Source organism: Caballeronia sp. S22 (assembly GCF_964261745.1).
Taxonomy (GTDB): Bacteria; Pseudomonadota; Gammaproteobacteria; order Burkholderiales; family Burkholderiaceae; genus Caballeronia; species Caballeronia jiangsuensis.
In genome coordinates, this window is record NZ_OZ180038.1 from 886,778 (window position 1) to 907,096 (window position 20,319).

Consider the following 20,319-nt stretch of genomic DNA (forward strand, 5'->3'; position numbering starts at 1 on the left):
CAACGCGGGCGCAGACGCGCCAGCCGTGGAGATACGGAGAAGGAGACGATGATGCTGGAAGATTTGCGGGTACTGGCTTGCGGCGGGCGCGATGCGGTGAAGCTGTGCGCGACGCTGCTCGAACGGGCAGGCGCTTCGGTCGATTTCGAAGCGGCGAATTCGGTGGATTACGACGTGATCGTCGTATCGTCGGATGTCGATCGTGCGGCTGACTGGAAAGCATCGGACATGCATATCGTGTGCGATATCACCGCGACAGGCCCGCAAGACTCGCGCGCCGGCACGCCGTGGACCGACGCGCAAATCCAGGCGATGAGCGGCCTCATGGACACGACAGGTTTCGCGCACGGCGCGCCCGCGCGCATCGGCATCGCGCTGGCGGAGATATCGGCGGCGCTTTATGCGGCGGCGGCCATCGCGTCGGCGGTGCGCGTGAAGCGCCTGCGCGGCATCGTGCAGAACATCGATGTCACGCTGATGGGCTGCGCCGCGAGCGCGCTCACGACCTTCCTTCCCGCCGCGTTCGCTGGGCGCAGCGCGGCACGCGTGGGCAATCGTCATCCGGCGTGCGCGCCGTGGAACGCATATCGCACGCGAGACGGCTGGATTCTCATCTGCACGAGCACCGAGGAGCAATGGCGCAAGCTGCGGCAGGAAGCACGCGTGCCCGCGCTCGACGATGCGCGCTTCACGACACTCGCCGATCGCGTCAATCATGTCGATGAACTCGACGCGCTCATCGAAACCTGGACGACGACGCTCGCCACGGAAGACTGCACGCGCATTTGCGAGCGCATCGGCGTGGCGGCGGGTCCGATCGTCGGCATCGCGGATCTGCACGACGAGGCGAATTTCCGCATGCGTCATGCGCAGGCCGCGCGCTCGATCGAAGCGAACGGCATCGATGGAGAAACCTATCGGCAGGTCTCGATCTTCGAAACGTCTGCGTTGAGCGACACGCCCGCCGTCGCGAAGCCGGACACACGCACGCGCGACGGCAACACCGCGCCGCTCGCGGGCGTCAGGGTGATCGAGATCGGCCAGTACACGACGGCGCCGCTCGTCGGCAAGCATCTCGCGGCGCTCGGCGCCGAGGTCGTGAAAATCGAGCCGCCCGACGGCGAGGTCGCGCGTTCGTGGACGCCGGGGCAGGGCGGCACCAGCTATTTCTTCGCGCTCAACAACACCGACAAGCAGACGACCGCGCTCGATCTCAAGCACGAAGCCGATCGCGCCCATCTGCGCACGCTGCTCGAAGACGCCGACGTGCTCGTCGAGAACCTGCGTCCCGGCGCGCTCGCGAAGCTCGGCTTCACGCGCGAGACGCTCGGCGCAATCAATCCACGCCTCGTCTATTGCTCGATATCGGGCTTCGGCATCGCGTCGGCGTATCCGTCGCGGCCGGCATTCGACACCGTCATTCAGGCGATGGGCGGCCTCATGGACCTCACGAAGAGCGATGGCGCGCCGGTGAAAATCGGCGCATCGGCCGCGGACATTCTCGGCGGACAGGCCGCGCTTTTCGCGATCGTCGCGCGGCTGGCCATGCCGTCGGAGGACGCGGGCACCTTCATCGAAATTTCGATGCAGGACGTCGCCGCGTGGTGCGCGTTGTTCGCGGCGGGCAAGGGCGCGTCGCGCGGACAGACGCTCGCCTGTCTCGACGGCCATATCTGGACCGAAGCCGACATCACCGACGCCGAGCGCGCGCGCTGCATCACGCAGCCGAAAATCGCGGCGGCTCGCAGCATCGCGCAAGCCGTGCCGGTGATGCGCGTGGACGAGCTGCTCGAAGACAGCGACTTCCTCGCCGATGTCCTCTCCGCCGCCCGCGACGCGAACGGCGCGTTCTGGCCGGTGCTGAAGGTGCCTTATCGACTCGCGAAGACGCCCGCGCGGGTGCGTGCGGTTCCCGGCGCGCCCGAAATCGTCAGACGCGCGCCGCCAGCGCCAGCACGCGCTCCAGTTCCGGAAGATCGACCGGTTTGACGAGATGCGCGTCGAAACCGGCGGCGCGCGTGCGGGCGATGTCTTCGTCGGAACCGAGGCCGGTCATCGCCGCGACGATCACGCGATTTCCGTCGTCACGCATACGGCGGATCACGTCGAAGCCCGTCATGCCGGGCATCGACAGATCGAGCAGAACGACCTGCGGGCGATGCGCTTCGAATGAATCGAGCGCGCCCGGTCCGTCGTAGGCGGCGCGCGCGTGGTGGCCGAGCATATCGACGAGCAGCGTCATGCTGTCGGCGGAATCGCGGTTGTCATCGACGACGAGCACGTCGAGCTGACGGCTCGCCACGGCGGTCGGTGTTCCGCCGGCCGGCGCGCCGTTCGCGGGCGGCTCGGCGAGCGGCAGCCAGAGCGAAAACGCGCTGCCTCGTCCCGCGCCGCCGCTCTTCGCCTCGACATGCCCGCCGTGCAGTTCCGCGATCGCGCGCACGAGCGTGAGGCCGATGCCGAGCCCGCCTTCGTCCGGATGCGCGCCCGGCGGATGCTCCTGCACGAAGAGATCGAACACGGTGCCGAGCGCTTCGGAGGAAATGCCGCGGCCCTCGTCGGTCACGCGCACCAGCACCGAGCCGCCGCGCGGGCCGACTTCGAGCGTGATCGTCGAGTTCGGCGGGCTGAACTTCGACGCGTTGTTGAGCAGGTTGTTGAGCGCCTGCACGAGCCGCGTCGGATCGCCGTTGACGAACAGCCGCTGGCCGTTTGACTTCACGTCGATGCGTTGCCCGCGCTCGTCGCAGAGCGGCTGGCTCGCCTCGACGCTCAGATGCACGACATCGGCGATATCGACGGTCGCGGTCGTCAGCCGAATCTTGCCCGAGCTGACGCGCCCGGCTTCGAGCAGATCGTCGACGAGCCTCGTCAGATGCGCGAGCTGACGATCGACGATCTGGCGGCTGCGCGTCACCTCGGCATCGTCGCACGCCTTGAGTTTGAGAATGCTCACCGCGTTGCGGATGGGCGCGAGCGGATTGCGCAGTTCGTGGCCGAGCAGCGCGAGAAACTCGTTCATGCGCCGGCTCGATGCTTCCAGTTCTTCGAGCCGCCGCCGCGCGGTCATGTCGCGCGTGATCTTGACGAAGCTCTGCTCGCCGCCGTTGCCGCCGGGCAGCGCGCTCAGCATGACGTGCGCCCAGAACTCGGAGCCGTCCTTGCGCACGTGCCAGTCTTCGTGTTCGACGCGGCCGCGTCGGGCGGCGAGCGCGAGGTCGTCGCCGGGACGGTCGCGGCCGTGTTCGTCGGACGTGTAGAAGAGCGCGAAGTGCCGGCCGATCGCTTCGGCCGCCGTGAAGCCGTAGATCGCGCGCGCGCCGTCGTTCCACGAGCGCACGTAGCCGTTCTGGTCGACCATGCAGATCGCATAGTCGCTCACCGAGTCGATCAGCAGGCGCAGGCGCTCGTTCGCCTCGGTCGCGACGTGCCGGTCGGTGACGTCGTGCACGAAGCACGCGAACTGGCGCTGGCCTTCGTACCAGACTTCGCTGATCGTCAGCTCGGCGGCGAACTCGCTGCCGTCGCGGCGCAGCGCGGGCAGCTCGAAACGCCGGTTGATCATGCGCGCCTCGCCCGTCGCGAGATAGCGCGTGAGACCAGCGCGATGCGCGTCGCGAAAGCGCTCGGGCATGATATGCGACGCGAGTTCGCGGCCCGCCACTTCTTCGCGCTTCCAGCCGAAGAGCAGCACGGCGGCCTCGTTCCAGTCGACGACCATGCCCGCCTCGTCCATCGACACGAACGCGACATGCGCGTTGTCGAGCACGGTCTGACGGCGGCGCATGGCGTCGGCGAGCTTTTTCTCGTACTCGATGCGCAGCGACGACTCGACGGAGAGATCCGCCGACACGCTGGCGTTTTCCTTCAAGAGCTTGCGGTTTTCCTGCGCGATGTCCTCGCGCGCGATGGTCTCCGCGATGCACGCGCAAAACGCGTCGAGAATGCTGATATCGGCTTGCCCGAAATGATCGACTTCGCCGGAAATGAGCTTCAGCACCGCGACCGAGCGGCCTTCGTAGACGACGGGCGCGACGACCATCGACACGGCGCCGACCGCCTCGCACGCGGCGCGGTCGACGCGATGGTCGGTCGCCGAATTGCGGCAGATGAGCGCCTGCTGGCGCGTGATGCAAAGTCCCGACAGGCTGCCGGCAGTAGGCAGCCGCACGCCGATGTGCGCCGCCGCCGCGCCGCTCGCCGCGCGATAGACGAGCGCTTCGCCCTCGATCCACTCCACCACGGCGGACCCGACGCCCGCGACTTCTCTCAGCGTGTCGGTGACTTTTTGCAGATAGGCGGGCAGCGGAAGCCGCGCATGGGCGAGGCTCGCAAATGTGGCGAACCATCGCTGGAAATGCGCCAGACGCTCATGTTCCGCCTTGATAATATTTTCCGGGCTCGACGCCTCGTGTTGAGTCCGCATAGGCCATTTCCAATCGATGGATCGCGACGATGAATCGCGGAGGCATCGGGGTTTGCAAGACGGATAATCGCGTCAATTGAAGCATAAATATAGCGGCAATCGTTTGCCATTTCGGGGATTTTTGAAGGTGGATTTTGCCGGATGCGCGGACAGGGCCGCCGCTGTTGGTTGTGCGGCGTGTGCGGTCAATATCGCCGATCGCGTACGGATTAATATCGTGAGTATGAATTTCGCGTATCGCGCCGGGCTTCGGTAACTTCGGCTTCGTTTTATCGAGCCCGGCATTTTCAATTCGCTTTAACGTCGAGTCATTGCGTGATCCATTCGCGCGCGGCATCGGCGGCAAAATCGCGATATGCGCGCGGCGGTCGGCCGAGCAGCGAAGTCAGGCGTGCGATTTCCTGCGACGAAGCCACAGCGCCGTCCTGCTGATAGCGCTGCATCATGAGACGCATGTCGTAGGCGAGCCATTCCGGGCCCGCGCCTTTCATGCGCGCTTCGAGCGCATCGAGATCGTCGCCGCCGTAGCGGATCTCGCGTTGCAGCGCGTCGCGCCAGATTGCCGTGATGCTGTCGGCCGTCAGCGCATCGGGGCCGGCGAGTTCGTAGGTTTCGCGCGGCAAGGGCGCGTCGCTGCGTTCACGGCGCAGCAGTTCGCGCGCGGCGGCATCGCCGATATCGCGCACATCCACCATCGAAATGCCTTTGGCGCCGATCGGCATGCCATACACGCCGTGATGCAGCAGCGCATCCTTCAGGCGGATGTCGTTCTGCATGAAGTACGCGGGGCGCAGGATCGTCGCGGGCAGATCGCAATCCTCGATCATGCGCTCGACCGTGTGCTTGCTGGTGAAGTGCGGCACGTCCGTGTAGACATCCCCCTTGAACACCGACAGATACACGATGCCCTTCACGCCCGCCTCGCGCGCGATGCTCATCGCTTGCAGCGCCTGAGTCAGTTCGTCGGCGGCGTTGGGCGCGAGCAGAAAAAGCGTGTCGATGTCCTTCATCGCTTCGCGCAATGTGCCGATTTCGCTCAGATCGCCCTTGACCGGCGTCACGCCCGCCGCAAAGTTCGCGCGCTCCGGCGAGCGCGTCAGCGCGCGCACGTTCGCGCCGCTGTCCTTCAGATGGTCGAGAACCTGTGTGCCGATCACGCCGGTGCTGCCCGTCACGAGAATAGTCATGTCGATCTCCTTGGATACGTTGAGTACAGCACCTACGATAGACGTTCCGCCTCCGAGCCGAAAGACCATGATTCGAGACGCTTCGTCTCGCTGATGGAACGAAAAATGGACCTCACCGCACTCGCCGATTTCAACGCCGTCGCGCTCCACGGCGGTTTCGGGCCCGCCGCGCGCAACACGGGCCGCCCGAAAGCCACGCTCTCGCGGCGCGTCGCGGAGCTGGAGCAAAGTCTCGGCGTGCGGCTCATCGAGCGCGGCTCGCGCATGCTGCGGGTGACCGAGGAAGGCCGCGCGCTGCACGAACGCACGCGCGGCCTGCTCGCCGACATCGACGACGCTGCCGAAGCGATCCGCTCGCGCGCGCCCGTGCCGCGCGGACGCCTGCGCGTGAGTGCGCCGATCGTGTTCGCGCACGTCGTGTTGCCGCGCATCGCGTCGCGTTTCGCGTCGGCGTATCCGCAGGTCGAGCTGGAGATCGTCTCCGAAGATCGTGTCGCGGATCCGGTGCAGGACGGCTACGACCTCGTCATCCGCATCAATCCCGATGCCGACGAGCTTCTTGTGGGACGCCGCATCGCGAGCGACCGGCGCGTGCTGGTCGCGGCGCGCGGCTTCACGATCGATGAAAGCGCATCTTCCTTGCCTGCCGTCGTGCTCGCGCGTGCGGACAGCGCGGCATGGCGGATTCAGGGCGACCACGGCCGCGAGCGCACGTTCACGCCCGAACCGGTGCTGCGTCTGTCGTCGTTGCTGATGGCACGCGAGGCGGTGCTCGAAGGCGCGGGCGCGGCGTTGTTGCCGGGCTTGCTGGTCGAGCCGGAGATCGCCTCGGGACGGCTCGTCGCGCTCGGTCTGGATGCGGGACCGCCCGTCGAAATCTGGGCGCTCTACAGTTCGCGGCGTTTGCTGAGCGCGAAAGTGCGCGCCTTTCTCGACATGCTGCAAAGCGCGGCGTGAGTGGTCATATGTCGATGTGCGCTTCGACGATCTCTCTGACCTGCTCCAGCGCGTGCCTCAACGTTTCCGCATCCACCGATCCCAGCGCCAGCCGCAACGCGTGCGGCACCTGTATCGCCGTACAGAACGGCTCGGCCAGCGACACCGAAATGCGCTCTTCCATCAACACCGCCGCGATGCGGTCCGCGCGTACTTCCCCGGGCATCGGCAGCCACACGAAATACGACGCAGGATGCGCGACGCGCTTCAAACGTCCCAACGCGCTCGCCGCGATGACCTGTCGCGCCGACGCATCCGCACGCTTTTCCGCTTCGAGCCTGTCGACCGTGCCATCTTCGAGCCAGCCGCACGCGATCGCCGTCATCACGCCGGGCGTGTTCCACGTCGTCACTCTGATCGCGCGCTCGATCTTCGGCACCCATTCGAGCGGCGCGACCACATAGCCGACACGCAGACCCGTCGCCACGTTCTTCGAAAATCCCGAGACGTACACCGTGAGTTCGGGCGCGATCGCAGCAAGCGGCGGCGGAGCGTCGTCGGCGAGAAAGGCGTAGGCGGCATCTTCGATGATGAAGAAGCCGTGCCTGCGCGCAAGCGATGCCAGTTGCCTGCGCCGCGTCGCCGTCATCACCCAGCCGAGCGGATTGTGCAGCGTCGGCATCGTGTAGATGGCGCGCACGCGTCGCCGTTTGCATAGCGCATCGAGCGCGTCGGGGTCGGGGCCCGCGCCCGACGCCGGCAGCGGCGCGAGTTCGAGCCGATGCGCCTCGGCCAGCAGCTTGAATCCGGGATAGGTAAGGCTATCGACGGCGACCACATCGCCGGGCTTGAGCAGCGCCATCACGGTCGTGGCGAGACCGTGTTGCGCGCCATCGACGAGCATGACGCGATCCGCGTCCACATCGAGGTCACGGCGCGCGAGATGACGCGAGACCGTCGCCCGGTCGCGCGCGCGTCCGCCGTGCGGCTGGTAACGCAACAGCGCTTCGAGATCGCCCGCCGATGACAACTGCCGCAACGCATTGCGCAGCAGCTCTGCCTGACCGGCCAGCGCGGGATAGTTGAAGTTCAGATCGACCGTGTCCGCGGCGATGGCGACCTGATCGATGCCGAGCTCACGCGAGAGCGTCGTCTCCTTCACGAAGGTGCCGCGTCCCGTTTCGCCGCTGACGAGACCCATCGCGTTCAACTCGGCATAGACGCGCGTCGCGGTGACGATGCCGAGTCCCTCGCGCGCGGCAAGCTCGCGATGCGTCGGCAGGCGTGTGCCTGCTTTCAGACGACCGGACCGAATGTCCTCGACGAATCGGTCGACGATCTGTTTGTAGCGCGGCGGTTTCGGCATGTATTCATGACAATTTTTTGATTGTATTCATTCTGGGCCGTAGCATGGGCACATGCAACCCATGCACTGAAGGAGCACAACATGCATATCGCCATTCTCACCTTCGAGGGCTTCAACGAACTGGATTCGCTGATCGCGCTCGGCATTCTCAATCGCGTGAAAAAGCCGGACTGGAAGGTGTCGATCGCGTCGCCATCGGAGGAAGTGCGTTCGATGAACGGCGTCGTGCTGAAGGCGCAAGCCACGCTCGACGATGCCGCGAACGCCGATGCCGTGATCGTCGGCAGTGGCAGGCTGACGCGCCAGGTTGTCGCCGATGCGTCGCTGATGGCGCGCATCAGGCTCGATCCCTCGCGCCAGTTGCTCGGCGCGCAGTGCTCGGGCACGCTGATTCTCGCGAAGCTCGGCCTGCTTCAGGACGTTCCCGCCTGCACGGACGTGACGACGAAGCCCTGGGTCGAGGAAGCGGGCGTGCGCACGCTCGATCAACCCTTCGTCGCGAATGGCAACGTTGCGACGGCGGGCGGATGCCTCGCATCCCAGTATCTGGCGGCGTGGGTGATCGCGCGGCTCGAAGGCATCGAGGCGGCGCGCAGTGCGATGCATTACGTCGCGCCTGTCGGCGAAAAAGATGTCTACGTCGAGCGCGCGATGAAAAACATCACGCCTTTTATCGACGCCGCCACGCTCGCTTGATGACCATAAAATCGTGCACTGCAAAGCGCGTCGCGATGCGCGCGACGGGCGCATTCGTGCTGCACCCGCATAAAGAAAAGCCCTCGTATAAAGCATTAAACGCTTCGGGAAAGTCCTTACAGAAACATCAGACGTCTGATGTATATTTCAGGGACTGCCATCCCAGAGACCTTCATGCGCCTGAGCGTCGAGCGATCGATGAGCGACAAGATTCAGGAGTCGCTTCTCACCATGATCCGCGAGCGCAAGCTCAAGCCCGGCGATCAGATTCCCACTGAAATAGAGCTTTGCGAGCTGCTCGGCGTCGGCCGTTCCAGCCTGCGCGAAGCCGTCGCGCAGATGATCTCGCATGGCTTGTTGTCGCGTCAGCAAGGCAAGGGCACCTTCATCAGACAAATTTCGCTGAAGCTGCACGGCGGGCTCGATGATCTGATGTCGGTGACGGACATGATTCGCAGCGTGGGCGCGGTGCCGTCGACGAGCCGTATTCAGCTGGAGACCGTCGCGGCTTCGGAGAGTCTCGCGGAAAAGCTCGCCATCGCGCGTGGCGATCCGTGCGTGAGAATCGAGCGCGTGCGGCGCGCGGACGACGCCATCGCTGCGTATTGCATCGACACGATTCCGAAGCACGTGTTCGATGCCGCCGAGGGCGAGCTTGGCGAGTCGCTCTTCGGCATGTTCGCGCGCACGGGGCGGCGGCTGTCGCATACGCATACGTCGATACAGCCGACCATTCTCACGCCGCGCGATCTGCCGGAACTGGGCGACGGCTTTGGCCTCTTTCTGCTGCTGGACGAAGTGGATTTCGATCAGAGCGGCGAGCCGCTTTGCTATAGCAACGACTACTACAACACGAGCATCTTCAAGTTCGATCTGGTGCGCAAGCGTCGCTGAACATCGGAGGAGACATACCGATGGAGTTTGAAGCTTTCACCGCGCAGGAGCTCGCCGCCTATCTCGGCGACGTGCCCGATGTGCGCGCGCTGCTGGGCGATCCCGACGATCTCGACGTCGTCGAAGTCGGGGACGGCAATCTGAACTACGTGTACTTCGTGACGAATGCGAAGGCGCCCGGGCGCAGCGTCGTCGTCAAGCAGGCGCCGCCGTTTCTGCGGCTCGTCGGCAAGACGTGGCCGCTTTCGTGTCAGCGCATGGAGCACGAAGTCGCTGCGTTGCGGCGTTTCGGCGCGTTGTGTCCGCGGCATGTGCCGAAGGTTTATCACGCGGACAGCAAGCGCTTTCTCGTGGTGATGCAGCACCTCGCGTCGCATCGCATCCTGCGGCAAGGTCTGATGGATGGCGCGATGTATCCGCGTCTCGCGGATCATCTTTCGACCTATCTCGCGCACACGCTTTTCTACGGCTCCGATCTCTTTCTCGCGCCCGATATCAAGAAGCACGCGGCCAGCGCGGGGGTCAACTGGGAGCTGTGCAAGATCACCGAGGACCTCGTGTTCACGTTTCCGTTCGAGGATCATCCGTCGAACGTCTATAGTCCCGCGTTGCCCAAAGCCGCGATCGAAAGGCTGAGAACGCACGAGCCATTGCGCATCGCGGCGGCTGACATGAAGTGGGCCTTCATGAACCACGCCGAGACACTGCTGCACGGCGACCTGCATACCGGCTCGATCATGGTCAACGAAGACGAGACCTTCGTGATCGATCCCGAGTTCGCGTTCTATGGACCGATGGGCTTCGATGTCGGCGCGGTGATCGCGAATCTGCTGCTCGCGTTCTTCTCGCGCGACTGGCACGGACGTATCGACGGGCGCGATCCCGTCGCGTATCAGGAATGGCTGCTCGAACAGATGGTGCGCATCTGGAACGGCTTCAGCGCGCAATTCGTCGAGCTATGGCGCGACAACGAGAGCCGCAGCAAGCGGCGTTTCATCGGCGCGGACGCGGAAAGCCGCGCGCTCACGGCGTATCGCGCGCACTTCATGCGGCATCTCTTGGCCGATACGCTCGGCTTCGCGGGCTGCAAGATGATTCGACGCATAGTCGGCATGGCGAAGGTCGCGGAGATCACGCGCATTCCGGATGCGCAAGTGCGGGCGAATATCGAAGTGCGCTGTCTGGGTTGCGCGGAAACGCTGCTCGTCGAGCGCGCCACGCTCAGCGATATCGAACAGGTGGCGAAGCTCGCGCGCGAGATTCAGCGCGACATCGCGACGATGTGACAGGAGACCTCATGGCTTCGCAGCCCTTGTTCACGACGCTTCCGCCGACGATCGAATGGCGCGACGGCGATCTGTTGCTGCTCGATCAGACGCGCTTGCCGCATGAGATCGTGGTGGAGAACGTCGCCGATGAGAAAGCGGTATGGCGCGCCATTCGCGAGTTGCGCGTGCGTGGCGCGCCGGCGATCGGCGTCGCGGCGGCGTATGGGCTTTGCATCGCGATGCGCGGATCGACCGCGCTGCCCGTCGCGCTGTTTCGCGCGGAGCTGGAACGTCACGCGAACTGGCTCGAAACGGCGCGGCCTACGGCGGTCAACCTGAGCTGGGGCGTGCGGCGCATGCTGCGTCATTCACGCGATGTCGATACGAACGATGCCGCAACGCTCTACCAAGCGCTCGTCGAAGAAGCGAAGCGGATACACAAAGAAGATCGGGCGCTGTGCGAAGGCATCGGCGAGCATGGCATGCCGCTCATCCGCGAAGGATGCGGCGTGCTCACGCATTGCAATGCGGGCGCGCTCGCGACGACCGGCATCGGCACCGCCACCGCGCCGATCTATGCGGCGCATCGCGCGGGCATCGCGTTCAAGGTCTATGCCGATGAAACGCGTCCGCTTCTGCAGGGCGCGCGTCTCACGGCGTTCGAATTGCAGCAGGCGGGCGTCGATGTCACGCTCATCATGGACAGCGCCGCCGCGTCGATCATGTCGCAAGGGCTCGTGGATTTGGTCATCGTCGGGACGGACCGCGTCGCCGCGAATGGCGACTTCGCCAACAAGATCGGCACGCTGGGGCTCGCCATCGCCGCGCATCATTACGGCATTCCGTTCTATGTCGCCTGTCCTTCATCGACGCTCGATCCAGAGACGCCGAGCGGTTCGCGCATCGAAATCGAGGAGCGCGATGCCGAGGAAGTCACGCATCTGGCAGGCCAACGCATCGCGCCCGATGCAATCAAGGCGCGCAACCCCGCGTTCGATGTCACGCCGCATGCGCTCGTCAGCGGCTTCGTCACGGAGCGCGGCATCGTGCATGCGCCGTTCGAACGCTCGCTCAGAACGCTGTTTGCGGCAGAGGGGAACGCCGCATGATCGCGGCCGATGAAAGCGCGCTGCGCCGCGCGATCGTCGCGACGTCGCTGGAGATGGAGCGGCTCGGCATCAATCAGGGCACGTCGGGCAACGTGAGCGCGCGATATCGCGAAGGCTTGCTGATCACGCCGAGCGGCGTGAGCGCGCGCGAACTCGACGAGAAGCAGATCGTGTGGCTGCCGCTCGACATCGCCGACGATGCCGAGCTTCTGCGCATGGAACGGCCGTCGTCGGAATGGCGCATTCATCGCGACATCCTGCGCGCACGCGACGATATCAACGCCGTCGTGCATACGCATTCGATCGCGGCGACCGCGCTCGCCATTCATGGACGCGATATTCCCGCGCTGCATTACATGGTCGCGGCGGCGGGCGGCAAGTCGATACGCTGCGCGCCGTATGCGGTCTTCGGCAGCCAGCAGTTGTCCGATCATGCGCTCGACGCGCTCGACGATCGCCGCGCGTGTCTGCTCGCGCATCACGGCGTGATCGCGCTCGGCGCTAACCTCGCGCGCGCCGTGTGGCTCGCGCATGAAGTGGAGGTGCTGGCGAAGCAGTATTTGCTGGCGTTGCAGATCGGCGCGCCGCCTCTGCTTTCCGATGAACAGATGGATGAAGTGCTGGAGAAGTTCAAGACTTACGGCAGGCGCAACACGGAGGATCGCTGAAACGCGTGGGCGGGAAGCGAAGCCTCATCGAAGCGAAAAATCGCATTGAACAACTCGTACAACGGAGACAGCCATGGCCTGGAGTTCGGCAAGATTCGACAGTTGGGGAACGTTCGGCAAATCGAGCGGCGCCGTATTGCTATGCGCGGCGGCCGCGTTGAGCGGATGCTCGAAGAGCGACAACTCGTCGTCGACGAGCAGCACGAGTTCGGCGGCGAGCGCGAGCGCACCGGCAAGCGCGCCGGCGAGCGCGCCGGCCGCAACTGCCGCGGGCGGCAAGCCCAAGATCGGCTTCTCGATCGCGACATTGAACAACGCGTTCTTCGTCGGACTGAAGGCGGGCGTCGAGCGCGGCTCGAAGGATCAGGGCTTCGATCTCGTGCAGACCAACGCGAACGGCGATGCGCAACAGCAAGTCAACGATGCGATCAACCTGCTGAGCCAGGGCGTCACCGCGCTCGTGCTCAATCCGATCGATTCGAAGGCAATCATTCCCGCAGTCGAAAAAGCCAACTCGATGAACATTCCGGTCTTCACGCTGGATCGCGGATCGGATGGCGGCAAGGTCACGTCGTTCGTCGCGTCGGATAACGTCGCGCTCGGGCAGACGGGCGCGAAGTGGATCGCCGAGCAACTGAAGAAGCGCTATGGCGAGGAGAAGGGCAACGTCGTCGATCTGATCGGTCTTGTCGGCACGACGGCCGCGACGGACCGCGAAAAGGGCTTCAGCGAAGAGATCGCGAAGTACCCGAACATCAAGGTGGTCGCGCGTCAGGAAGGCGCGTTCGATCAGGAGAAGTCGCTCAACGCGATGACGAGCATCCTGCAGAAATATCCGCAGATCGATGCGGTCTTCGGCGCGAACGACGACAACACCGTGGGCGCGGAAAAGGCCATCGACAACGCGGGCCGTTACAAGCCGCTCGGCGACAAGGAGCATATTCTCGTGATCGGCGCCGACGGTACCGCGCAGGCGCTCTCCGCGATCCGCGCGGGCAAGCAGGACGCGACGATCTCGCAGAACCCGATCCAGATGGCGGCGAAGTCGCTGCAGTTCATCGCGGACTACAACGCGAAGAAGGACGTGCCCGCGAACTACGCATGGCCGACGATGCTCATCGACAAATCGAACATCGATTCGGATGAGGTGAAGAAGTACGGCCTGTGGTCCGAGGAAGTGAAGCAGTAAGGGCAACCGGCGGCCGCGCGTTCCAGCGACGCGCGGCCCGCATACGGAATGCACACGGAATGCACGACATGAACGTGGAAACCGAAGCGCCGTTGTTGCGCATGCAGGGCATCGTGAAGAGCTTTCCCGGCGTGAAGGCGCTGCGCGGCGTGAGTCTCGACCTGCACGCGGGACATGTGGTGGCGATCGTCGGCGAGAACGGCGCGGGCAAGTCGTCGCTCGTGAAGGTGCTGTCGGGCGCGTATGAACCCGACGAAGGCACGATCGACATCGACGGCATGCCGCTCGCGCGCGGCACCCATGCGGCGATCGATGCGGGCGTGGCCGTCATCTATCAGGAGCTTTCGCTCATCAACGACATGACGGTCGCGGAGAACCTGTTCCTCGGCCGCATGCCTTCGCGCAACGGCTTCGTGAGAATGCGCGACGCCAACACGATGGCGCGCGAGGCACTGGCGCGCGTCGGCCTCGACAACGTGCCGCCGTGGATGCGGCTCGGCGATCTGCCGTTGAACAAGCGGCAACTCGTGGAAGTGGCGAAGGCGATCGCGCGCGATGCGCGCATTCTCGTGATGGACGAACCGACCGCCGCGCTGCAAAGCCATGACATCGCCAATCTGTACGCGGTGGTGCGGCGGCTGCGCGCGGAAGGCATGGGCATCATCTTCATCTCGCATCATCTGGAAGAAGTGTTCGAGCTGGCGGATTCCGCTGTCGTGATGCGCGATGGCGCGACCGTCGGCGCGCGCCCGATGTCGGAATGGACCGAGGCGGATCTCGTGCAGGCGATGGTCGCGCGCAATCTCGAATCGTTCTATCCGTGGGAGCCGCGCGACTATGGTCCGGTCGTGCTCGAAGTGCGCAACCTCGCGAGCGCGCCGCTCTTGCGCAATGCGAGCTTTTCGGTGCGCGCGGGCGAGATAGTGGGCATTGCGGGCATCGCGGGCGCGGGGCGCACGGAATTGCTGAAGACGATCTTCGGCGCGCTGCCGGTGACGAATGGCGAGCTTCTCGTGAAGGGCCGGAAGATCGCCAATCATTCGCCGACGCAGGGCGTGCGTCACGGGCTCGTTTATACGTCCGAAGATCGCAAGCTCGAAGGGCTCGTGCTGGAAGCGAACATCGAAGAGAACATTGCGTTGTCGAGCCTGAAGGCGCTGGCGAGCGGCGGCTTCGTGAGCCGCGCGAAAAAGCGCAAGCTGGCGCAGGATGCGAGTGCGCGCTTCGGCGTGCGTGCGTCGTCGGTGTTGCAGATCACGGGGACGCTTTCGGGCGGCAATCAACAGAAGGTCATCTTAGGCCGCGCGACCGCGACGAGTCCGGTCGTCATCATGCTCGATGAACCGACGCGCGGCATCGATGTGGGCGCGAAGTCGGAAATCTACGCGCACATGGTGACGATGGCCCGTGCGGGCGCGGCCGTCGTGATGGTGAGTTCGGAGCTGCCGGAGTTGCTCGGCATGTCGGATCGCGTGCTGGTGATGTATCGCGGCAGCATCGTGACCGAGATCGCGCGCGACAAGGCGGATTCGGAAACGGTCATTCAGTGGGCAACGACAGGAGCAGGCGCATGACCTCCACGGCAGCCGATCGTTCGGATACGGAGGCGCTGTCGCGCCGCGTGATCCGTCAATTGAGGAGCGGCATCGGGCCTTTGTTCGCGGCGCTCGTCATCATCTGTATTGCGTTGTCGATCGCATCGCCCGAGTTTCTCACCACGAGCACGCTCACGAACATCATGGTGCAGGTGTCCGTGGTGGGCATTGCGGCGGTGGGCGGCACGTTCGTCATCATCACATCGGGCATCGACTTGTCGGTCGGCTCGCTCGTCGCGCTCACCGGCATGGTGGCGGCGACCGTGATGGCAGGGTCGAGTCCGGGCGCGGTCGGGTTGGGCGTGGCGGGGCTAGGCGTCGCGCTCGCGGTGGGCGCGTTCGCGGGCGCGCTCAACGGGCTCGTGATTTCGTGGCTCAGGCTCGTGCCCTTCATCGTCACGCTGGCTGCGATGGCGATGGCGCGCGGCCTCACGCTCGCCATTTCCGATGGCCGCACGAAGTTCGATTTTCCCAACGCGTTCACGATGTTCGGTGCGAAGACCGTCGCGGGTCTGCCGATGCCGATGATCGTCATGTTGGTCGTGTTCGTCGCCGGGCATGTGTTGTTGCGCAAGACGACGTTCGGGCATCAGGTGTTTGCCGTCGGCGGGAATCAGGAAGCGGCGCGGCTTGCTGGCATTCCTGTGAGGCGTGTGGTGTTTTTTACTTACATGCTTGCGGGCGTTACGGCGGCGATCGCCGGGATCGTGCTCGCCGGGCGGCTGAATTCTGCTTTGCCTTCGGCGGCTAATGGGCTCGAGTTGCAGGTTATCGCGGCTATTGTTATTGGGGGGACTTCGCTGGCGGGGGGGCGTGGGTCGATTGTCGGTACGTTCATTGGCGTGGTGCTGATTGGCGTCATCAACGTCGGTCTTTCGCTGCTCGGCGTGAACCCCTTCTGGACTCAGTTTATTCAAGGTGGCGTCATCTTCGCCGCAGTGTTGCTCGATGCGCTTAGTCAGCGGAGGAAGGTTTGAACTCTTTCTTCGCCGGATCCCGGTTTCGTGTTGGTTTATTAGCACTGCCCCTCCCCGGGGCGGGGGTCACTTTCTTTGCTGCTGCAAAGAAAGTAACCAAAGAAAGCAGCTCGTTCAGGCCCGCGGTCACACGCACGTTGGCCATGCTTGCCAGCCCGCGGTGGCACTCGCCTAAGTGTCGCCCTCATAGGCCCAATCGGGCTTGGCTCGCGCACGGTCTGCCGCCCGAGAAGTTTCAGCGCGCTGGTGCAGCACGAAAGAGCATCGGCACAGCGCTGCGCGCTGCCGTTGGGTATGCGAGGGAAGCCATCGAAAAAGATGGAAGCATCAGCAAGGAAGCACATGCAAACCCGATTGACCCATCGGCCGCGAAGCGGGCCGGAGCTATTTGGTGCTGAACCAGTGAAGCGAGTGGTGCGATGTGACGGACCGTGCGCGGTCCAAGTCCTTGTCTGCTTGTGGGGGCACTCGCTACTGCCGGGCCATTAGGCCAATTGTCTGTGCCGCGGCCGGTGTGAAGTGCTTAGGCTGGGGAGAGCTGTTTCTTTGGTTACTTTCTTTGCAGCAGCAAAGAAAGTGACCCCCGCCCCGGGGAGGGGCAGAGCGAATAGACCGACACGAAAGCAGGATTCCACGCAAACGCAAGCGAACCGCCAACCCCAAAAGGAGCCGCAAGAACACCATGAAGAAAATCATCAACCACCCAGAATCCTTCGTCGATGAGATCATCGAATCGCTCCTCCTCGCGCATCCGCAATGGATCAAACCCGCGACTGAGGACCACCGAGCGCTGGTCCGCGCCGACGCTCCAAAACCGGGCCGCGTAGGCATCATCACCGGTGGTGGTTCGGGCCACATGCCCGGCTTCCTCGGCTACGTAGGCGAGGGCCTATGCGGCGGCGTAGCGGTCGGCAACGTATTCTCGTCGCCATCGTCGGAGCAGATCTACGAAGCGACGAAAGCCGTAAACGGCGGCTCCGGCGTGCTCTACGTCTATGGCAACTACGGCGGCGACGTGCTCAACTTCGACCTCGCAGCGGACCTCGCGGAAGCCGAGGGTATCGACATAAAAACGGTAGTGCTCACCGACGATGTCGCCTCCGCACCGAAAGACCGCGCGGACGACCGGCGCGGCGTCGCAGGCATGGTGTTCGCCTTCAAATGCGCGGGCGCAGCCGCCGAACGCGGCGATTCGCTCGACGATGTCGCGCGCATCTGCGCCAAGGCCAACGCGAACTGCCGCACGATGGGCGTCGGCCTCTCGCCCACGATCCTGCCCGCCGCCGGCAAGCCCACGTTCACGCTGCCCGAAGGCGAGATGGAGATCGGGATCGGCATTCACGGCGAGCCGGGCACGCATCGCGGCAAGCTCGAATCCGCCGATGCCATCGCGGAACGTCTCACCGGACAAATCATCGGCGATCTCGCCGCGCCTAAAGGTTCGCGCGTCGCGCTGCTCGTCAACGGCCTGGGCGCGACGCCGCTCGAAGAGCTCTATCTGCTGTATCGACGTTCAGCAAAGCTCATCGCCGACGAAGGGCTGAAGATCGCGCGCTCGTATGTCGGCGAATACGTGACGAGTCTCGAAATGGCAGGCGCATCGATCACGGTCATGCTGCTCGACGACGAGCTCGAAGCGCTGCTCGAAGCGCCCGCGCACTCGCCGTTCTTCCGCGACGGCACCGAGTCCTGAAAGGAGCATGCGATGAGCGTAACCAGCAAGGAACTGCGGGACATCCTCACGCGCGCGCTCGGCGCGCTTCCTGCACATGCCGACGAACTGCGCGATCTCGACGCGGCGCTCGGCGATGGCGATCTCGGGATCACGGTGCAGTCGGGATCGGCGGCGGTCGTGAAGGCATTGGGCGCGTTGCCCGAAGAAGCGACGCTCAACGAAATCATGCTGGCCGCCGCCAAGGCATTTTCGACGGCGAATCCATCGACGTTCGCGGCGCTCGTCGGCGGTGGCATGCTTGCCGCCGCGAAGACGGTGAAGGACAAGGACGCGATCGGGCGCGACGAAGCGCTCGCGATCGGCCAGGCGGTGGCGGCGCGCATCATCGAGCGCGGCAAGAGTCAGGTCGGCGACAAGACCGTGCTCGATGCGCTCGTGCCGAGTCTCGATGTGCTGGCCGCATCGCAAGGCAGCGCGACGGACACGCTCGACGCGATGATCGCGAAAGCCAGCGAGCAAGTCAGCGCGACGGCCACGCTGCAATCGAAAAAGGGCCGCGCCGCGTGGGTGCAGGAGCGCAGCATCGGGCACGGGGACCCCGGCGCGACCGCTTACGTCAGGTTTCTCGAAGCGTTGAGAAGCGCGCTTGCGGCATGAATGCGGAGGCGTTCACGCGCGCTTCTTTTGCGGGACAACCTCGCGCTCGCGTCTGCCCGATTGAACGACCTTCAGCTTCTTGCGCGTGAGGGCGAGCGCTTCCGCCTTCGTGGCGACACACGGCCCCGAGCCGAGCAAGGGCTGACGCGCCGTCTCGCGCAACGCGAGCACGGACACCACGCCGATCACCGATGCCGCCATCAGGTAATACGCGGGCATCATCAGATTGCCGGTCGCATCGACGAGCCATGCCGTGACGAGCGGCGTCGTGCCGCCGAACAGGGACACCGACACATTGAAGCCGATCGCGAGCGCACCGTAACGAATGCGCGTCGGAAAGAGGGCGGGCAGCGCTGAAGGCATCACGCCCGTGAAGGTGGAAAGCAACGCCCCGAGTATCAGCAGGCCGAGGAACACCGGCAGCAGCGCGCCCGTGCGCACCAGCAGAAGCGCGGGAATCGACAGCGCGAAAAGCCCGATGCAGCCGACGAGCATCACCGGCTTGCGGCCGATCAGGTCGGAGAGATGGCCCGCGAAGAGCGTCATCGGGATCATCAGCACCATCACGAGCAGCACGAGAAAGAGGCCATGCGTTTCGTCGAAATGCAGTGTCGCCGACAGAAAGCTCGGCAGGTACGACAGCGCCATATAGTCGGTGACGTTGAAGATCAGCACGAGCCCGACGCATTGCATCATCGGCCTGAACTGCTGCGAGAGAAGCTCGGTGAAGCGCTGCTTGGGACGCGAGCGTTCATGCGCCTCGCGTGTCTCGGCTTCCTTCTTGAACGCCGGCGTTTCTTCGAGCTTCATGCGGATATAGAGGCCCACGAGACCCAGCGGGCCCGCGATCATGAACGGCACGCGCCAGCCCCATGACAACAGCGCGTCGTGCGAAAGCGTTGCCGTCAGCAGCGCAACCGTGCCCGCGCCGAGGATATAGCCCGCGAGCGTGCCGACTTCGAGAAAGCTGCCGTAGAAGCCGCGCCGCGCATCGGTCGAGAATTCGGCGATGAAGGTCGCCGCGCCGCCGTACTCGCCGCCTGTCGAGAAGCCCTGCACGAGACGCGCGACGAGCAGGAGCACGGGCGCGAGAATGCCTATCGAGTGATAGCTCGGAATCAGGCCGATACAGAACGTGCCGGCGGCCATCATGATCATCGTCATGGCGAGCACGCGCTGGCGGCCGATGCGGTCACCGAGCGGGCCGAACACCATGCCGCCGATCGGGCGCACGAGGAACGCCGCGGCAAACGTGCCGAAGGTCGCGATCAATTGCGCGGAAGGACTGCTCGACGGAAAAAATACTTTGCCCAGCACGACGGCGATATAGCTATAGACGCCGAAGTCGAACCATTCCATCGCATTGCCGAGCGCCATCGCGCCCACGGCACGTTTGAGCAGCGCGTGATCGACGACGGTGATATCGCCCAGCGTGAGATGCGGTGACGATTTGCTGCGGGCATTGCGCTCGTGCGAAAGGCTCAATTGTCTCACTCCTGATTTTCCAAGGCGAACACGAAGGACTGCGGTGTGGTCGCGCAGAAGGCCGCCGATGAGGCACGCGGCCCTCGGCATGATGTTTCCAGAGTGTGCGGATCGGGGCGCGCGCATGCCTTCGCTCACGCGTCCGGAACACGGCAGAAAACGACACACGCGCGTTCGTGCTGTCGGATTGC

The 20,319-nt window shown here is 64.6% G+C and carries 17 protein-coding genes; 12 read left to right on the top strand and 5 right to left on the bottom strand.

Annotated features, from left to right (window positions below):
- The first annotated feature begins 48 nt into the window (after positions 1-48).
- A complete protein-coding gene (locus tag ACEN42_RS30750; protein ID WP_371883430.1) occupies positions 49-1,989 on the top strand; it encodes a CoA transferase in 1,941 nt (646 codons plus the stop codon).
- Here ACEN42_RS30750 and ACEN42_RS30755 read toward each other — a convergent pair.
- The 3 genes from ACEN42_RS30755 to ACEN42_RS30765 are packed head-to-tail and all read right to left on the bottom strand — an operon-like array spanning position 1,931 to position 5,613.
- Positions 1,931-4,426 carry a PAS domain S-box protein gene (locus ACEN42_RS30755; protein ID WP_371883431.1) on the bottom strand — a complete coding sequence of 832 codons (2,496 nt, stop codon included), beginning with the start codon at positions 4,424-4,426 and terminating at the stop codon, positions 1,931-1,933. The two genes, ACEN42_RS30750 and ACEN42_RS30755, sit on opposite strands and share 59 nt — an antisense overlap.
- On the bottom strand, positions 4,371-4,763 hold the full coding sequence (locus ACEN42_RS30760; RefSeq protein WP_371883432.1) for a hypothetical protein: 393 nt from the start codon (positions 4,761-4,763) through the stop codon (positions 4,371-4,373). Before ACEN42_RS30760 ends, ACEN42_RS30755 begins: the two co-directional genes overlap by 56 nt.
- On the bottom strand, positions 4,735-5,613 hold the full coding sequence (locus ACEN42_RS30765; RefSeq protein WP_371883433.1) for an SDR family oxidoreductase: 879 nt from the start codon (positions 5,611-5,613) through the stop codon (positions 4,735-4,737). Before ACEN42_RS30765 ends, ACEN42_RS30760 begins: the two co-directional genes overlap by 29 nt.
- A gap of 105 nt (positions 5,614-5,718) precedes the next feature.
- On the opposite strand from ACEN42_RS30765, the gene ACEN42_RS30770 reads away from it, so the two are divergent.
- The gene (locus ACEN42_RS30770; protein ID WP_371883434.1) at positions 5,719-6,570 is read left to right on the top strand and encodes a LysR family transcriptional regulator; all 852 of its coding nucleotides are present in this window, start codon (positions 5,719-5,721) and stop codon (positions 6,568-6,570) included.
- A gap of 4 nt (positions 6,571-6,574) precedes the next feature.
- On the opposite strand, the gene ACEN42_RS30775 is transcribed toward ACEN42_RS30770, so the two are convergent.
- Positions 6,575-7,915 (bottom strand): PLP-dependent aminotransferase family protein, encoded by a 1,341-nt coding sequence (locus ACEN42_RS30775; protein ID WP_371883435.1) that lies wholly within the window; start codon positions 7,913-7,915, stop codon positions 6,575-6,577.
- A gap of 81 nt (positions 7,916-7,996) precedes the next feature.
- Here ACEN42_RS30775 and ACEN42_RS30780 point away from each other — a divergent pair, with 81 nt between their 5' ends.
- The 10 genes from ACEN42_RS30780 to ACEN42_RS30825 all read left to right on the top strand — a co-directional run bounded on the left by ACEN42_RS30780 (position 7,997) and on the right by ACEN42_RS30825 (position 18,643).
- Positions 7,997-8,611, top strand: coding sequence for a DJ-1/PfpI family protein (locus ACEN42_RS30780; protein WP_371883436.1), 615 nt, complete (start codon positions 7,997-7,999; stop codon positions 8,609-8,611).
- A 198-nt stretch (positions 8,612-8,809) separates the two neighbouring features.
- The gene (locus tag ACEN42_RS30785) at positions 8,810-9,505 is read left to right on the top strand and encodes a GntR family transcriptional regulator (protein WP_371883437.1); all 696 of its coding nucleotides are present in this window, start codon (positions 8,810-8,812) and stop codon (positions 9,503-9,505) included.
- 20 nt (positions 9,506-9,525) lie between these two features.
- Entirely contained in the window at positions 9,526-10,791 is a 1,266-nt protein-coding gene (mtnK, locus tag ACEN42_RS30790; RefSeq protein ID WP_371883438.1) for an S-methyl-5-thioribose kinase, read from the top strand.
- Between the two features lie 11 nt (positions 10,792-10,802).
- Positions 10,803-11,882 carry an S-methyl-5-thioribose-1-phosphate isomerase gene (gene mtnA, locus ACEN42_RS30795; RefSeq protein WP_371883439.1) on the top strand — a complete coding sequence of 360 codons (1,080 nt, stop codon included), beginning with the start codon at positions 10,803-10,805 and terminating at the stop codon, positions 11,880-11,882.
- The gene (locus ACEN42_RS30800) at positions 11,879-12,550 is read left to right on the top strand and encodes an L-fuculose-phosphate aldolase (RefSeq protein WP_371883440.1); all 672 of its coding nucleotides are present in this window, start codon (positions 11,879-11,881) and stop codon (positions 12,548-12,550) included. Before mtnA ends, ACEN42_RS30800 begins: the two co-directional genes overlap by 4 nt.
- A gap of 73 nt (positions 12,551-12,623) precedes the next feature.
- Positions 12,624-13,739, top strand: a complete 1,116-nt coding sequence (locus ACEN42_RS30805) for a sugar ABC transporter substrate-binding protein (RefSeq protein WP_187608397.1) — start codon at positions 12,624-12,626, stop codon at positions 13,737-13,739.
- A gap of 59 nt (positions 13,740-13,798) precedes the next feature.
- Positions 13,799-15,313 carry a sugar ABC transporter ATP-binding protein gene (locus ACEN42_RS30810; protein ID WP_371883441.1) on the top strand — a complete coding sequence of 505 codons (1,515 nt, stop codon included), beginning with the start codon at positions 13,799-13,801 and terminating at the stop codon, positions 15,311-15,313.
- Positions 15,310-16,311: an ABC transporter permease gene (locus tag ACEN42_RS30815; RefSeq protein WP_238289932.1), complete on the top strand. Its 1,002-nt coding sequence runs from the start codon at positions 15,310-15,312 to the stop codon at positions 16,309-16,311. Before ACEN42_RS30810 ends, ACEN42_RS30815 begins: the two co-directional genes overlap by 4 nt.
- A 682-nt stretch (positions 16,312-16,993) precedes the next feature.
- Complete coding sequence (locus ACEN42_RS30820; RefSeq protein ID WP_371883442.1) at positions 16,994-18,004, top strand: dihydroxyacetone kinase subunit DhaK; 1,011 nt, start codon at positions 16,994-16,996, stop codon at positions 18,002-18,004.
- Between the two features lie 12 nt (positions 18,005-18,016).
- The gene (locus ACEN42_RS30825) at positions 18,017-18,643 is read left to right on the top strand and encodes a DAK2 domain-containing protein (RefSeq protein WP_371883443.1); all 627 of its coding nucleotides are present in this window, start codon (positions 18,017-18,019) and stop codon (positions 18,641-18,643) included.
- A gap of 12 nt (positions 18,644-18,655) precedes the next feature.
- Here the strand turns inward: ACEN42_RS30825 and proP are convergent, their stop codons facing one another.
- On the bottom strand, positions 18,656-20,128 hold the full coding sequence (gene proP, locus ACEN42_RS30830) for a glycine betaine/L-proline transporter ProP (protein WP_371883444.1): 1,473 nt from the start codon (positions 20,126-20,128) through the stop codon (positions 18,656-18,658).
- Positions 20,129-20,319 lie beyond the last annotated feature (191 nt).